A 14,651-nucleotide genomic window follows, 5' to 3' on the forward strand; every position below is an offset into this window, starting at 1 on the left:
GGACCATGGGAGGTCCGCCCGGCAAGGACGATTGACGATCACATCTTGCAATCAGCCGCGTAGGCGTCAGCGTGATCTTCAAGGGCAACGCCGATCAGCTTGTTGGTGAAGACATCACCCTCCTTGACCACTTCGCGGACATAGATGTCCTGGACCGGGTGATTGTTCGAACCGAACTTGAAATCACCGCGGGTCGACTTGAAGTTGGCGGCCTTCAGGGCTGCGCGGAACGCATCCTTGTCGGAGATCGGGGCCGCATCCATGGCCGAGATCAGCAGGTTGGCGGTGTCGAAGCCCTGGCTGGAATAGAGCGAGGGCAGACGGCCGTAGGCTGCCTGATAGGATTCAACGAACGCCTTGTTGGTTTCGTTGTCGATGTCCTTGGACCACTGCGAGGTGTTCTTGACGCCGAGCGCTGCATCGCCGACGGCCTGCAGAATGTTCTGGTCGAAGGAGAAGGCGGGGCCGAGCAACGGCACGTCAACGCCGGCGCCGGCATACTGCTTCATGAAGGCAATGCCCATGCCGCCGGGCAGGAAGAAGAAGACGCTGTCAGCGCCGGAAGCGCGGATCTCGGCGATTTCGGCGGCATAGTCGGTCTGGCCGAGCTGGGTGTAGATCTCCTTGACCACCTCGCCCTTGAAGAAGCGCTTGAAACCGGTCAGCGCATCCTTGCCGGCCGGGTAGTTCGGGGCCAGGATGAAGCTCTTCTTGAAGCCTGCGGTGGTGGCGTAGGCGCCCATGCCTTCATGCAGGTTGTCGTTCTGCCAGGCGACATTGAAATAGTTCTCGTTGCAGCCTGCGCCTGCAAGCGCCGACGGGCCGGCATTCGGGGAGAGGTATATCTTGCCCTGGGCAACCGCGCCCGGAACCACGGCCATCGCCAGGTTGGACCAGATGATGCCGGTCATGATGTCGACCTTGTCTGACTGGATCAGCTTGTCGGCAAGCTGCACGGCGAGGTCAGGCTTCTGGGCGTCGTCCTCGACGATCAGTTCGATGTCGGTGCGGCCGGACTGCTTCAGCGCCAGCTCGAAGCCGTCGCGCACGTCGATGCCGAGCGAGGCGCCGCCACCCGAAAGTGTGGTGATCATGCCGACCTTGACCGGCTCTGCAGCGGCCATCGATACACCGGCGAGCAGCGACGCGGCAGCCGCCAGACTCATGACTGTCTTCTTCATTGATTTTTCCTCTCTGTGTTTTGTGCAGCGCCGGCCTTGTTGCGGTCCGGTCGAAGCCATTTATCCCCTTCAGGCGACGATTGCATGTGATGCCGGGCAAATCCCGCCAGCCAGCACATGCATGCCTTGTTTCGAATGCCGGAGCGGCTTTCAACGCCAGAAGACGCCGTCTGACGCTCCGATCATCGCCATTGACTGCGACCTTATCAGCCGATTTGAAGAATTCCAGTACTTTTTTTAAGCTTAAAATAAATAAGGGTGCAGCGTGATTGTCCCTTGCACCCGGGCGCCGGGCATGGTTCCAAGGGGAAAACGGTTGTCATTCGGCAAGGCAAAAGGAGATCGGCGATGCAGTGTTTTTTCGTGGAGTTTCAATGCAAACTTGGCCAGGCCTACGCGGTGGCCGATGAAATCGCCAATCGCGAGATCGCGTCCGAAATCTATTCGGTCAGCGGACAGTTCGACCTGATGGCGAAATTCTACATCGAGGACGATGTCGACATCGGCCGGTTCGTCGCCGACAATCTTCACACCGTTCCGGGCGTCGAGCGGACCCACACGATCCTGACCTTCAAGGCGTTCTGAGCAGGCACGGGGACATTGTCCCTCGGCCAGGAGGTCCAGAAGGCGCGAAAACTGGTCATGACCGGAAAAAAGAGTGGTACGATTGGGTGGGCTCGAACCACCGACCTCCGGATCCACAATCCGGCGCTCTAACCAACTGAGCTACAACCGCACGCCAGCTGACAGGGACAATGTCCGTGCCGCTTTGTTGCCGCTCACATACTGGCAGCAGGTGGTTTTTGCAAGAGGTTTCAGGCCGGTTTTCTGAAATTCACCCGCTGAAAAATCCACCTGAAGGCGTCGAGGCGGCGGGTCCTGCAAACCGTGCACAAACGAAAAAGGCCGGACACAGGGTCCGGCCTTTTCTCGTTTCAATGCAGGAAGAATTCAGGTCGGCGCCTGAAGACTTCAGGCAGCCTTGATTTCACTCATCGCCTTTTCGGCAACGGTCTTGGCCGGCTTGGAAACGTCTTCGGCGAGCTTGCGAGCGGCTTCCTGCATGGTCTTGGCCTGATCGGCCATCATTTCAGCCTGCTTGCGGAAGTATCCGGTCTGCAGTTCGATCATCTGGGCGACCGACTTGACGCCGAGCAGGGCTTCCATGTGCGAGAGCGAGTGCTCGACATTGCCGCGGGCCGCGTCGATTGCCTTGAGGCTCAGATCGACCGTGCCAGCCTGGGCAGTTTCGAGCGTCGACTCGATGGCCTTGGTGGCGTCTTCGGCAACAGTCTTGGCCTTGGCGTAGGCTTCCTTGGTCTGGTTGACCGACTTGTCAGCCATTTCGCGGTAGCTGTCGGTCATCTTGCTGACGTCGAAGGTCGGGAATTCGAACATTTCTGCGGATGTGGTGGTTTTCTTGGTCGCCATGTCACTTCTCCTTGAAGCATCAGTGGGACCGTTCGTGGCCCCGTTTCAATTTCAAGAATTGTATAGCACAGCTTATTGTGCAGTGCAACATTTATTGTGCAACGCGCCATCCATTAACCGTTTCGAGACAAATGAGCGCCGTTCCGCGCCGGTTTGCTGGACCGCTGGCGGCGGCAAAGCTATTAATAAACCCTTAATTCCCCCGAGGAAGGGGACACACAGGCCCAAACTGGAATTCCACCCATGCCGGCACATCATTATCCGTTCATCGATCTTGCGGTCCATGCTTCCGTTCGCGATCACTTTGCCAAGGGCGATGCCGTGGCAGTGCTGAGCCGCGATCTCGGTGAGGTGCTGTGGGCCAACGGCGCCGCGGCACAGCTTTTCGGCTTCTCCAACATCTATGATGTTCTGGACGAGGGGCTGGGCCGGCAGTCGTCGATGCGACGGCAAATCGAGAGCGCGGTCAGCGGGCTGTCGCGCACCGGCAGGCCGCAGAATTTCATGGTCCGCTCCGCAAGCGGCTTCTCGCGGGTGATGGCGCCCGCAAATCTTGAGGAAATTGTGCTGCCGGACGGCGCGCAGGCGCTGCTCCTGACCAGCAGCCAGGCCGGGCAGCTGCTGGCGCCCGGCGCCCGGGCGCGGCAGATCATTGCCGGGTTCGAGGGCACGGGAACCCATGTCGCGGTTCTCGACGAACGCGGCCAGGTTCTGGCAGCCTCGAGCACATTCAACGAGATCGGTCTCGCCAAGGCCGATATCGAGCGGATGGTGGTGGATGTGGCCGACGCGCGCGACCGGCTGGTCAAGCGGATGACGGACGCGCCAAACGGGGCGATGCCGACGGCGATCGGAAGGCTGGCTGACGATCCGGCACTCAACCTGCTGTTTGCCGTCGAACAGGCACCTGTCGACGACACCGTCGTTGCCGCGGCGGACACCGGCGCCAGGATCGACGATGACGCATCGGGCCAAGCGCAGCAGGACCCGGTCCTGCAGGAGCAGACCGAAACCACCGGCGAGGCAGAAACGACGTCCGTTGAAACGGCCGAACACCCCGCGGACAATGAGTCCACGGGCGATGTTGGCGCAAACAGCGAGACGCCGGACGAAACGCCGGTCGAGGACCCTGCCCGCGGTTATGCGGAAAGCACGGATCAACCCGCGGCGGAGGAGCAGCCGCGGCGCCAGACCTTCTTCGATACCAGGCGGATCCGCGACGAACTCAATGCACGGCTGGCCAAGGCGGCGGAACGGGACACCGAAATCCCAACCGCCTTTGAGGACGCGCGCGGCCTCGAAGTGCCCCAGGAGCCGGATGATATAGACAATGATGCGGCAAGCATCGAAACCGGGAGCGCCGTTTCCGGAGACGACACCAGCACAGAGCTGAGCTCCCGCGAACCGGGCGAGATTGCTGCCTCCGGCGAGGAACCGGCGGCCCAAGACGATGAACCGGCCGACCCGGTATCCATCGCCACGGAAGACGATGCATCCGCTCAAGATGATGTGACCGAGCTTGCGTATGAGACCTCCGCAGAGGACGACGTCTCTGGCGAGGAAGTGGACGACGAAGTCTCCGGTGATGACGTCGTTGGGGATGGCGAGAACGTCCGCCCGGAAGAGGCTGGCGTGGAAGACGATCAGCCGGAGACGGAAGCCGAAGCAGAGGTCGAACGGGACCTCTCACCGGACGAACCGGCTGCCGCTGCCATGCCGGAGTTCCAGTTCGATCCCGACGCAAAGCCGGCGCGGTTCGTCTGGAAGATCAACCGGGATGGCGAGTTCAGCGAAGTCTCGCCGGAATTCGCCGCCGCCGTCGGTCCGCACTCGGCCGATATCATCGGCCGAAAGTTCCCGGACCTTGCGCGGGTGTTCAACCTCGATCCCGATCATGTCATTTCCGACCTGCTCAACCGCCGCGACACCTGGTCGGGCAAAACCGTGTTCTGGCCGATCCAGGGCACCGACCTGGTCACCCCGGTCGATCTGGCGGCGCTGCCGACCTACACCCGCGACCGCCGCTTCGACGGTTTCCGCGGCTTCGGCATCGTCCGGATCGGCGAAGCCCGTCCAGACCCGGAAGCGCTTGGCCTTGCCCTGGTGCCAGGACGCATGTCGCCTCTCGCTGATGAAACCGTCTCCGAGGACGAGAAGCCGTTCGACACCGAGGAAACGACCGGTGACGCCACTTCCGAGATCGCGGGCGTGGATGATGATGCGGATCTCGAATTGCGCGATCTCGAGAAAGACATCGAGGACCTTGCCCGGATGGACGGTGTGGACGCCGGTTCGGACATCCTTGACGAGGAGGAGGCAGACGCTGGAGATCTGACCGACGATGCGGGCAACAGCCAGGACAAGATCGACGACAATGATCCGTTCCGCGGCGAGCGTCCGGCGATCCGCCTGGTGGAAACACCGATGCGGCGCGAGAGCGACAAGGTTATCAGCCTGGAAGCACACCGGCCGCGCCTGGCCCGCGAAAGCCTCTCGCCGGGCGAGCAGGCAGCCTTCCGCGAAATCGGCGCGCGGCTGAGCGAGACATCGACACCCCCGGCAGACGCATCCGCGGAGACTCCGGAGGCAAAGTCCGAGTCTCCCGCCCCGGAACAGCCGGACACGCCTCAAACCTTCGGCAAGCGGGCAGAGCCACCGCTGATGGATGACCAGCCCGGCATTGAAGACAAGGAGGCTGGTACGGACCGGGCGGAAAGCCCGGGGGACCAGGCGGAGACCGGTGCAGACGCAACCGAAGCGACGGCTTTGAGCGACGCGGATGATGTGGCCGCAACCGCTCATGCAGGCGAGAGCGAAGCATCCGCCCCGGCAATGACCGACGAGCCTTCCGCCGAAAAGCCCTCCGTCGAAGAGTCCTCAGTCACCGGGACCGCCTCGCCCGCAGCGCTGCCATCGGCGTTCGCGTTGCCGGCGCGCCAGGGCATGGCTTCGGGCATGGATGCCGGCATCATCGATGCGATCCCGGCCGCACTGCTGGTGCATTCCGGCGACGAGCTGATCCACGGCAATGCCGAATTCCTCGAGCTGACCGGTTACGGGTCACTTGCGGAACTGGCCGATCGCGGCGGTCTTGATCATCTGCTCGAACGCCCGGGCGAGAACGAGGCTTCCAGTGATGGCGGGCTGTTCGTGCGCCGTGGTGATGGCGGCAGGCGGGAAGTCACCGCCCGGCTGCGCTCGGTCAATTGGGGCGACGGCCAGGCTCTGCTGCTGGCGCTGTCGCCACGCGAAACCTTGCCCCCAGTCACCGCTCCTCTGGAGCTGGTCGGCGCGCAAGACGACGCTGCCGAAGAGCCGGAGCGGGACGAGGAGGAGTTTCCCGAAACCAGCACACTGGCGATCGAGGCGCAGGAACTGCGCTCGATCCTGGAGACTGCCACCGACGGCGTCGTCATCCTCAACAATGACGGCAGCATCCGCTCGATGAACGGTTCGGCCTGCGCGCTGTTCAACTACGACGAGGCCGAGACCCGCGACCAGCCCTTCGCCATGCTGTTTGCCCATGAGAGCCAGCGCGCGGTGATGGATTATGTCGGCGGGCTTACCGATCACGGCGTCTCGAGCGTGCTCAATGACGGCCGCGAAGTGATCGGACGCGAGGCTTCGGGCGGCTTCCTGCCGCTGTTCATGACCATCGGCCGGCTGTCGGGCTCGAACGGCTATTGCGCGGTGCTGCGTGACATCACCCAGTGGAAACGCACCGAGGAAGAGCTGCGCAATGCCAAGCGCGCGGCCGAAACCGCCAACTCGCACAAGTCCGATTTCCTTGCCCGGGTCAGCCACGAGATCCGCACCCCGCTCAACGCCATCATCGGCTTTTCCGAAATGATGGTCGAGGAGCGGTTCGGACCGATCGGCAGCCCGCGTTATCTCGAATACGCCCACGACATTGGCAATTCGGGCAAGCATGTGCTCGACATCGTCAACGACCTGCTCGACATTTCCAAGATCGAAGCCGGCCAGGTGAGCATGGAGTTCGTGTCGGTCTCGCTCAACGACCATCTGGCCGAAAGCGTATCGCTGTTGCAGCCGATGGCCAACAGCCAGCGGGTGATCATCCGCACCAGCCTGTCGGCCAGCGTGCCGGACGTCGTCGCCGACCAGCGCTCGATCAAGCAGATCGCACTCAACCTGCTGTCCAACGCCATCCGCTACACGCCGTCAGGCGGGCAGATCGTGGTGTCGACCTCCTATGAGCCGTCCGGCAATGTGATGATCCGTATCCGCGACACCGGCATCGGCATGAATCGCAAGGAACTGGAGCAGGCGATGAAGCCGTTCGGCCAGGTCGGCCCCGGACCGCGGCAGCGCGGCGACGGAACCGGTCTCGGACTGCCGCTGACCAAGGCGATGGTCGAGGCCAACCGCGCCCAGTTCGAGATTGTCTCGGCACCGGGCGAAGGCACGCTGGTGTCGATCTCGTTCCCGCCGCAGCGGGTGCTGGCCGATTGATGTGAGAATGTTTTCAGCCGGTTGAACAAAAAAGACGGGGACCTGATCGGGTCCCCGTTGTGTAATTGCATCAGTGCTAACCAACACCTGGAAGGTAAAATTGAAACCCCAAGGTTGCCCACAGTAATGCGCGCAAATCCTTGCCCGGTCCTTGCCGGATTATTTAAGATTTTACTGAAATAGCCTGCTTCAAAAGGCTTGGTTAAATTTCGCGGTAAGGTTTTGTTAGGAAATAAGGCAGAGCACGGTCTTCGGAAAGCTACTGACCACAGTCGCTGAAGAGGTGACAAGAAAGCCGGTCAGGCCCGCCGCACCGCACAATCGACGAGGAAACATATCTTGGACGTAGTCGTTATCGGCGCAGGCCTGGCAGGCCTCACTGCAGCCGCCTTGTTGCGCCAGGCCGGAGCCAGCGTTGAGATTGTCGAAGCCGACCGCCATATCGGGGGCCGTATTCGTGCGGTGCGTGACCCGGTCAGCAACCGCGCGCTGGCCGATCTGGGGCCGACCTGGGTCTGGCCGAAATATCAACCCGGAGCGGCACGGTGGATCGACAGGCTCGGCATTGCCACCTTCGAGCAGTTCAACGACGGGGACGCCGTCATAACCGGATACAGGCCTGCGCCGTTCCGCCAGCCTGTCCCGGGCCAGGATGGAATGGTTCGCATCGCCGGCGGTCCGTCAGCCTTCATTGATGCCCTTGCCGGCATTGTGGGTGACGCCCGGATCCGCACATCCGCTGCCGTGACCGGGATTGCCGAAGACGGCCCCGACAAGCTGCAAATCCACCTCGGTTCGGGCGAGACCCTCACAGCGGGAAAGGTGATCGTTTCTGTTCCGCTTCGCGTGGCAGCCGTAAGCATGCACCTGCCCTGGGCTCCGGCAAGCCTGCTTGATGCCCTTAGCGGGACGCCAACCTGGATGAGCAGCCAGGCCAAGGCTGTTGCTCTCTACGAGCGGCCGTTCTGGCGAGATGCCGGACTTTCGGGCAGGATCGTCAGCCGCAACGGCCCACTGTTCGAGGCGCATGATCATTGCAGCGCCGACAACACGACCGCGGCAATATTCGGCTTTGTGAGCTGGTCACCGGAACAGCGCAAAAAGGACCCGGAAGGCCTACGGCAGGCAATCCTCGACCAGCTTTCGGCCAGCTTCGGCAAGGCCGCCGGCCACCCCCTTGAGCTGGTGGTGCAGGACTGGGCGACCAATTCCCGTATCGCCACCGGAATGGACCTCTCCGAAGCCGCGCAGCACCCGGATCTGGCTCCCGCGGTCCTGAGGCAGCCACATCTCGGCGGACGGCTTCGTTTCGCGGTCTCCGAGGTCTCGGAGATCAGCCCCGGCCTCATCGAAGGTGCACTCTTGTCGGGTGAACGGGCCGCATCGGAGCTGCTTGGAGAGCGCCTCTGACGCGAGAGGCGAAGAGCAGTGCGCGGCGCGCCCTATCCCTTCAGCTCTTCCAGCCCGGCAAACAGGCCCAGCGCTTCCGGATTGGCGAGCGCCTCCTGGTTCTTGACCGGGCGACCGTGGACCACGTCGCGGACGGCGAGTTCGACAATCTTGCCGGACTTGGTGCGTGGGATGTCGGTGACGGCGATGATCTTTGCCGGCACGTGGCGGGGTGAGGCGCCAGAGCGGATCTTGGCGCGGATTCTCGCCTTGAGATCGTCGTCCAGGCTCACGCCGTCAGCAAGGCGGACGAAGAGGACGACGCGGACATCGTCGTCCCAGTCCTGGCCGATGCAGATCGCCTCTACAACCTCGTCCATCTGCTCGACCTGGTTGTAGATCTCGGCGGTGCCGATACGCACGCCGCCAGGATTGAGCGTCGCATCCGAGCGGCCGTGGATGACGATGCCGTGATGGCCGGTCCATTCGGCGAAGTCGCCATGGGTCCAGATGTTGTCGAAACGGGAGAAATAGGCGGCGTGGTATTTCTCGTCGTTCGGGTCGTTCCAGAAGCCGATCGGCATGGCCGGGAACGGCTTGGTGCAGACCAGTTCGCCCTTTTCGCCGGTGACCGACTTGCCGTTGTCGTCCCAGACATCGACGGCCATGCCGAGGCCCGGTCCCTGGATCTCGCCGCGCCAGACCGGCAGCGCCGGGTTGCCGAGCACGAAGCAGGAGACAATGTCGGTGCCGCCGGAAATCGAGGCCAGGTGCACGTCGGGCTTGATACCCTCATAGACAAAGGAAAAGCCTTCCGGCGACAGCGGCGAACCGGTCGAGGTCAAGAGCCTGAGCGATGACAGATCGTGGGTCTTGAGGGGTTCGAGCCCGGCCTTGCGGACGGCATCGATGAACTTGGCCGAGGTGCCGAGGACGGCGAAGCGTTCGTCCGCCGCATAGTCGAAAATGACGTTGCCGTCGGGATGGAAGGGTGAACCGTCATAGAGGCAGAGGGTTGCCCCGACCGCCAGCCCTGAGGCAAGCCAGTTCCACATCATCCAGCCGCAGGTGGTGAAGTAGAACAGCCGCTCGCCCGGCTCGAGCCCGCAATGCAGGCGATGCTCCTTGAGATGCTGCAGCAACGTGCCGCCGGCGGAATGAACGATGCATTTCGGGATGCCGGTGGTACCCGAGGAAAACAGGATGTAGAGCGGGTGCGCAAACGGCAGCGGCTCGAATGATACAGGCTTGGCAGGGTAGTCGGCGATGAAGTCCGCAAGCGTGGCGGCACCTTCCACGGCGCCGGCGACAGCCGCACCGTCATCCAGCGTCGGCACGATCACGGTGGCACCGGGCTTGAGCGCTGCGGCAATCTCGACCAGCTTGGCGGTCACCTCCTGGCGCTTGCCATTGTACCAGTAGCCGTCGCAGGAGATGAAAAGTTTCGGCTCGATCTGGCCGAAGCGGTCGAGCACGCCCTTGACGCCGAAATCTGGCGAACAGGACGACCAGATCGCGCCGATCGAGGCGCAGGCCAGCATGCAGGCAATGGTTTCGGGCATGTTCGGCAGCATCGCGGCGATGCGGTCGCCCTTGTCGACGCCGTGCGCGCGGAAGGCCTGCTGCAGGCGCGAGACCAGCGCGTGCAGTTCGTCCCAGCTCATCTGCCGCGCGGCCTTGTCCTCGGCCCGGAAAATCATCGCCGGCTCATCCCCGGTGCGGGTCAGCAGGTTCTCGGCGAAATTCAGTTCCGCATCGGGGAAAAACCGCGCGCCGGGCATGGCGTCGCCGTTCTCAATAATGCGATCGCCCTTGGTGCCGCGGACGCCGCAGAAATCCCAAAGCGCCGACCAGAAACCCTCGCGGTCGGCGACCGACCACTCGTGAAGCGCGAGCGGATCTTCGAGCGAACGCCCTGCACGCGCGCCGGCGAAGTCCGCAAACGCCATCCAGGGGCTCTGCTTCAGATCCTGCTCATTGGGGCTCCACAGCGGGGTGTCGGTCATGATGTGCTCCTGCCAGATAATGCGGGTCAGGGTGTAGCATTGGCGGTGCCGGATGCAAACAGAACTTGATGCCGAAGCCCGGCACAATAACCATGAGCATCAGTCACCAATTGCATTCACCTTCACCAAGCTTTAACCAGAACCGTCAGCGCCATTCGGGGCGGAATCTGGAGGGGTATCAGGGTTGGGATTCATCATCGCACAGTGGTCCTTGCGACGTGCGGCGATTTCGGGTGCGCTTTTCGTGCTCGTCTCGGTCCTGGCCGTGTTTGCAAGCCTGCCGCTGGCGGTGTCGAGCGGGGTGGTGCGCGACCGCCTCGAGCGTGACATCAGCACCTGGGCGGGCCATCCGGTGTCGCTCGGCGGTGCGCCCTCTCTGGATTTCTGGCCAACCCCGACGATCCAGCTCGACAATGTCGAAATCCTGCCATCGGCCTTCGCCGCCAGCGATGCGATCATGCGCGCCGAAAGCATCGTCGCCAATTTCAATCTTTTCTCGGCGGTGCTCGGCGCACCGAGTTTCTCGGAGTTCAGGCTGATCCGGCCGACCTTCAATGTCGAGCTCTATCCCGATGCTACCTCGAACTGGACATCGGCTTCCGGCGAGCTGGCGCGCGGGATCGATGCTGCAGTGGCGCGGGACCTTGCGGCGCAAACGGGCGAAGAGGTTCCCGCCACCGCGATCATTCCCGCGTCTGCCGCACTCGGTACCGTCACCATCGTGGACGGCACCATCAAATGGGTGCGGGATCCAGGTGCGGCGGCCGAAAAGCTCACCGCGATCAACGGGACCGTGGCCTGGACGGCGCCTACGGCGGTGGCGCGGGCGAACATCACCGCGATCTTCCGCGGCGAGCAGGTGACGTTTGCCGGATCGACCGCGGCGCCACTGCTGCTGCTCGGCGGCCGCACCGCGCCGGTGGAGGCCAAGATCTCGTCGGCGCCGCTCAACATTGAGTTTGGCGGATCGGTCAGCCTCGGACAAAATTACTTCCTGTCGGGCGCGCTCACGCTTTCAAGCGTTTCGGTGCGGCGCGCGCTGGAATGGTCGGGCACCGACATCAGGCCCGGCGAGGCGCTGGGCGCACTCGAACTGACGGCAAAGGTCACGGCCGAGCGGACCAAGGCCAAGCTCGACGACCTGATCATCATCATAGACCGGAATCGGGGTATCGGCGTTCTCGACATGGAATTGCGCGAAGATGCGCCGCCGCTGATTGCCGGCACTCTGGCGTTCAACTCGCTTGACATCGCCTCCTTCCTGCAGGCGTTCACACCGCTGCCCAAGGCCGGCAAGGACATCGCCTCGACCATCGACACGCGCTTTCTTCGCGAGATCGGGCTCGACCTGCGGCTGTCGGCGCAATCGGCGAGTTTCGGGCCGGTGGCGCTCTCGAACCTCGCCGCGGCGGCCCGCGTCGACCGGGGTCGCGCCAATTTCGATGTCGGCGACGCGACCGCCTATGGCGGCAGCCTGATCGGGCGCGTTGCGCTTTCGGAGAAAGGCGTCGATGGCGGGTTCAAAGTGCAGCTTTCGGCGCGCAAGACAAATTTCAGCGGACTGTTCGATGCCGTCGGCCTGACCGGTCCGCTGCCGCGCGGCACCGGGTCACTCGACCTTGAGGTCACCTCGCCCTACCCGACCTGGGCCACGGCCCTGTCGGACCTGACCGGCAAGATCGACCTTGCGGTGGAGGCGGGCATGGTGCCGGGGCTTGATGTCGCTAAATTCCGCGAACTGGCCGGAACCGAACGGTTCTTCGATCTTGGCCAACTGGGAGAAGGCACCGGCTTCGCCTTCAACTCCGCCCGCTTTGAGGCCACCATCGCCGATGGCGAGGCCAATTTGGAAACGGCCGAGCTGATCGGTCCGCAGCAGATGTTCTCGCTTTCGGGCGTCATTCCCTATTCGCGCTCGAGCCTTGCCATTGCAGGCGTTCTGTCGCCGGTGCCGGTCGCGGAAGGCCAGACGGCAGCCACGCAACCGGGCGCCGAGGCACTCCGGTTCTTCATCGGCGGATCATGGCCGCAGCCGGTGATTTCGCCGGTGATCGAGTGAAATCCGGCAAGGGCAAGCCACGCTTGCGAAATCATGCATATTTGGCGACAATCGGGTTCGCGTGATGTCGGAGAGATACCTGGCATTCAGCGAACGGAGAGGGAGAACGCTCAGATAATGCTGCGGCTGCTTTCGGCACTTGTCAAAATCGGTTTGGCGTCGCTGATCACCGGCGCGATATTGTCGGCGCTCAACCTGTCGGCAGCCGAACTGCTGGCCGAGATCGGGCTGACGCCGGACCGCGTCTTCGCGGCCCTGCAGGAAGGGGCGGCCTGGGCCATCCCCAACATCGTGCTCGGATCGCTGGTAATCGTGCCGATCTGGTTCGTCACCTATCTGCTGCGGCCACCACGGAACTGACCTCTTACAGTCAGTGATTGGCGAAGGCCGCCTGTTCGTCGCGCAGGCGCCGAACTTCCCGGCTCTTGTTGAGAACCGAGGCGATGATGACGCCGATTGCCACGGCGCCGATCAGCAATGTACAGACAGCATTGATCTCCGGGGTTACGCCGAGGCGCACCTGGGAATAGATCTTCATCGGCAGCGTGGTCGCACCCGGGCCGGAGGTGAAGCTCGCGATCACCAGATCATCGAGCGACAGGGTGAAGGCCAGCATCCAGCCGGCAATCACCGCCGGCAGGATCACCGGCAGCGTGATCTGCAGAAAAGTGGTGACAGGCCCCGCGCCCAGATCCATCGCCGCCTCCTCGAGCGAGCGGTCAAAGCTCATCAGCCTTGATTGCACCACCACGGCGACAAAGCACATGGTGAAGGTGATATGGGCCAGCGTCACGGTCCAGAAGCCGCGGCCGAAATCGACGGCCACGAACAGCAAGAGCAGTGACAGTCCGGTGATCACCTCGGGCATCACCAGCGGCGCGAAGACCATGCCGGAGAACAGGATGCGCCCGTTGAACCGCGTGTAGCGGGTCAGCGCGAGAGCTGCGAGCGTGCCCAGCACCGTGGCGAAGGTGGCCGACACCAGCCCCACCCGGACGGTGACCCAGGCAGCATCCATCAGGCCCTGATTGTTGAAAAGCTCGCGATACCATTTCGTGGAAAACCCGGCCCAGACCGTGACAAGCCGGGATTCGTTGAAGGAATAGATCACCAGGAGCAGGATCGGCAGGTACAGGAAGGCAAAGCCGAAGACGACCGAGGCGATGTTGAAGCGGGTCCAGCTAGTGTTCATGGCTTTATCTCACCGTCCGCTTTCCTGGGATTTGGCCTGCATCTGCTGGAAGAACATGATCGGAACCACCAGGATCAGCAAGAGCAGCACCGCGACCGCAGACGAGACCGGCCAGTCCCGGTTGTTGAAGAACTCGCTCCACAATGTCTTGCCGATCATCAGCGTGCGGGAACCGCCGAGCAGATCGGGAATGACGAATTCGCCGACGGCGGGAATGAAGACCAGCAGGCAGCCCGCGACAATGCCGGGAATGGCGAGCGGAAAGGTGATCTTCCAGAACGCGCTGATCGGCGTGCAGCCGAGATCCTGCGCCGCCTCGATCAGCGCGTAGTCCATCTTCTCGAGCGCCGCGTAGAGCGGCAGCACCATGAACGGCAGGTAGGAATAGACAATGCCGATATAGACCGCAGTGTCGGTGTTGAGGATGATCAGCGGATCGTCGATCAGGCCGATGGCCATCAGCGCCTGGTTGAGCAGGCCTTCGGGCTTCAGAATGCCGATCCAGGCATAGACGCGGATCAGGAACGAGGTCCAGAACGGCAGGATGACCAGCATCAGAAGCGTCGGCCGCAGCGATGACGGGGCGCGGGCCATGCCGTAGGCCAGCGGAAAGCCGATCAGCAGGGTGAGCATGGTGGAAATGAAGGCGATCTTGATCGAGGAGATATAGGCGTTGATGTAGAGCGAATCCTCGGTCAGCCAGAGATAGTTCGAGAAGCTGAACTGCCGGAAGGCGTCAAATATGCCTGAAATGCCGTCAGCCAGGTCGATGGTTGGCGCATAGGGCGGCATCGACATCACCGGTTCCGAAAACGAGATCTTGAGCACGATCAGGAACGGCACCAGGAAGAAGATCAGCAGCCAGGCATAGGGAACGATGATGACCAGGCGGCGGGTGATGGCTGAGATGAGTTTCACCG

At 62.7% G+C, this 14,651-nt stretch carries 10 protein-coding genes and 1 tRNA gene; 5 read left to right on the forward strand and 6 right to left on the reverse strand.

Translation table 11 applies throughout. The annotated features are described in order from the left end of the window. Positions 1–38: 38 nt before the first annotated feature. Positions 39–1,181 carry an ABC transporter substrate-binding protein gene (locus GTW23_RS21285; RefSeq protein WP_152010094.1) on the reverse strand — a complete coding sequence of 381 codons (1,143 nt, stop codon included), beginning with the start codon at positions 1,179–1,181 and terminating at the stop codon, positions 39–41. A 348-nt stretch (positions 1,182–1,529) separates the two neighbouring features. Here GTW23_RS21285 and GTW23_RS21290 point away from each other — a divergent pair, with 348 nt between their 5' ends. Then, complete coding sequence (locus tag GTW23_RS21290; RefSeq protein WP_152010095.1) at positions 1,530–1,766, forward strand: Lrp/AsnC ligand binding domain-containing protein; 237 nt, start codon at positions 1,530–1,532, stop codon at positions 1,764–1,766. A 74-nt stretch (positions 1,767–1,840) separates the two neighbouring features. Here the strand turns inward: GTW23_RS21290 and GTW23_RS21295 are convergent. Together GTW23_RS21295 and GTW23_RS21300 are read right to left on the reverse strand one after the other, a co-directional pair. Continuing rightward, positions 1,841–1,917: transfer RNA gene (locus GTW23_RS21295), tRNA-His, on the reverse strand. A 236-nt stretch (positions 1,918–2,153) separates the two neighbouring features. Next, positions 2,154–2,612, reverse strand: a complete 459-nt coding sequence (locus tag GTW23_RS21300) for a phasin family protein (RefSeq protein WP_152010096.1) — start codon at positions 2,610–2,612, stop codon at positions 2,154–2,156. Positions 2,613–2,855: 243 nt separating this feature from the next. Here GTW23_RS21300 and GTW23_RS21305 point away from each other — a divergent pair, with 243 nt between their 5' ends. Together GTW23_RS21305 and GTW23_RS21310 are read left to right on the forward strand one after the other, a co-directional pair. Then, positions 2,856–7,085: an ATP-binding protein gene (locus tag GTW23_RS21305; RefSeq protein WP_252917411.1), complete on the forward strand. Its 4,230-nt coding sequence runs from the start codon at positions 2,856–2,858 to the stop codon at positions 7,083–7,085. Positions 7,086–7,424: 339 nt separating this feature from the next. Beyond that, complete coding sequence (locus tag GTW23_RS21310) at positions 7,425–8,495, forward strand: flavin monoamine oxidase family protein (protein WP_252917412.1); 1,071 nt, start codon at positions 7,425–7,427, stop codon at positions 8,493–8,495. A gap of 32 nt (positions 8,496–8,527) precedes the next feature. Here the strand turns inward: GTW23_RS21310 and GTW23_RS21315 are convergent, their stop codons facing one another. Then, complete coding sequence (locus GTW23_RS21315) at positions 8,528–10,483, reverse strand: acetoacetate--CoA ligase (RefSeq protein ID WP_252917488.1); 1,956 nt, start codon at positions 10,481–10,483, stop codon at positions 8,528–8,530. Positions 10,484–10,664: 181 nt separating this feature from the next. Between GTW23_RS21315 and GTW23_RS21320 the strand changes: the two genes are divergently transcribed. Next, a complete protein-coding gene (locus GTW23_RS21320) occupies positions 10,665–12,539 on the forward strand; it encodes an AsmA family protein (RefSeq protein ID WP_252917413.1) in 1,875 nt (624 codons plus the stop codon). 117 nt (positions 12,540–12,656) lie between these two features. After that, positions 12,657–12,899, forward strand: coding sequence for a DUF6460 domain-containing protein (locus GTW23_RS21325; RefSeq protein ID WP_152010100.1), 243 nt, complete (start codon positions 12,657–12,659; stop codon positions 12,897–12,899). 10 nt (positions 12,900–12,909) lie between these two features. On the opposite strand, the gene GTW23_RS21330 is transcribed toward GTW23_RS21325, so the two are convergent. Together GTW23_RS21330 and GTW23_RS21335 are read right to left on the reverse strand one after the other, a co-directional pair. Beyond that, complete coding sequence (locus GTW23_RS21330; RefSeq protein WP_152010101.1) at positions 12,910–13,731, reverse strand: ABC transporter permease; 822 nt, start codon at positions 13,729–13,731, stop codon at positions 12,910–12,912. Between the two features lie 9 nt (positions 13,732–13,740). Beyond that, positions 13,741–14,649 carry an ABC transporter permease subunit gene (locus tag GTW23_RS21335; RefSeq protein WP_152010102.1) on the reverse strand — a complete coding sequence of 303 codons (909 nt, stop codon included), beginning with the start codon at positions 14,647–14,649 and terminating at the stop codon, positions 13,741–13,743. Between the last annotated feature and the right edge of the window lie 2 nt (positions 14,650–14,651).

The sequence above is a fragment of the Parahoeflea alexandrii genome (genome assembly GCF_024105735.1).
Taxonomy (GTDB): domain Bacteria; phylum Pseudomonadota; class Alphaproteobacteria; order Rhizobiales; family Rhizobiaceae; genus Hoeflea; species Hoeflea alexandrii.

What these genes read in the sequence shown, in the direction of transcription:
- GTW23_RS21285 (WP_152010094.1), bottom strand. Translation starts at nt 1,181, where the DNA reads ATGAAGAAGACAGTCATGAGTCTGGCGGCTGCCGCGTCGCTGCTCGCC.
- GTW23_RS21330 (WP_152010101.1), bottom strand. Translation starts at nt 13,731, where the DNA reads ATGAACACTAGCTGGACCCGCTTCAACATCGCCTCGGTCGTCTTCGGC.
- GTW23_RS21290 (WP_152010095.1), top strand. Translation starts at nt 1,530, where the DNA reads ATGCAGTGTTTTTTCGTGGAGTTTCAATGCAAACTTGGCCAGGCCTAC.
- GTW23_RS21305 (WP_252917411.1), top strand. Translation starts at nt 2,856, where the DNA reads ATGCCGGCACATCATTATCCGTTCATCGATCTTGCGGTCCATGCTTCC.
- GTW23_RS21325 (WP_152010100.1), top strand. Translation starts at nt 12,657, where the DNA reads ATGCTGCGGCTGCTTTCGGCACTTGTCAAAATCGGTTTGGCGTCGCTG.
- GTW23_RS21300 (WP_152010096.1), bottom strand. Translation starts at nt 2,612, where the DNA reads ATGGCGACCAAGAAAACCACCACATCCGCAGAAATGTTCGAATTCCCG.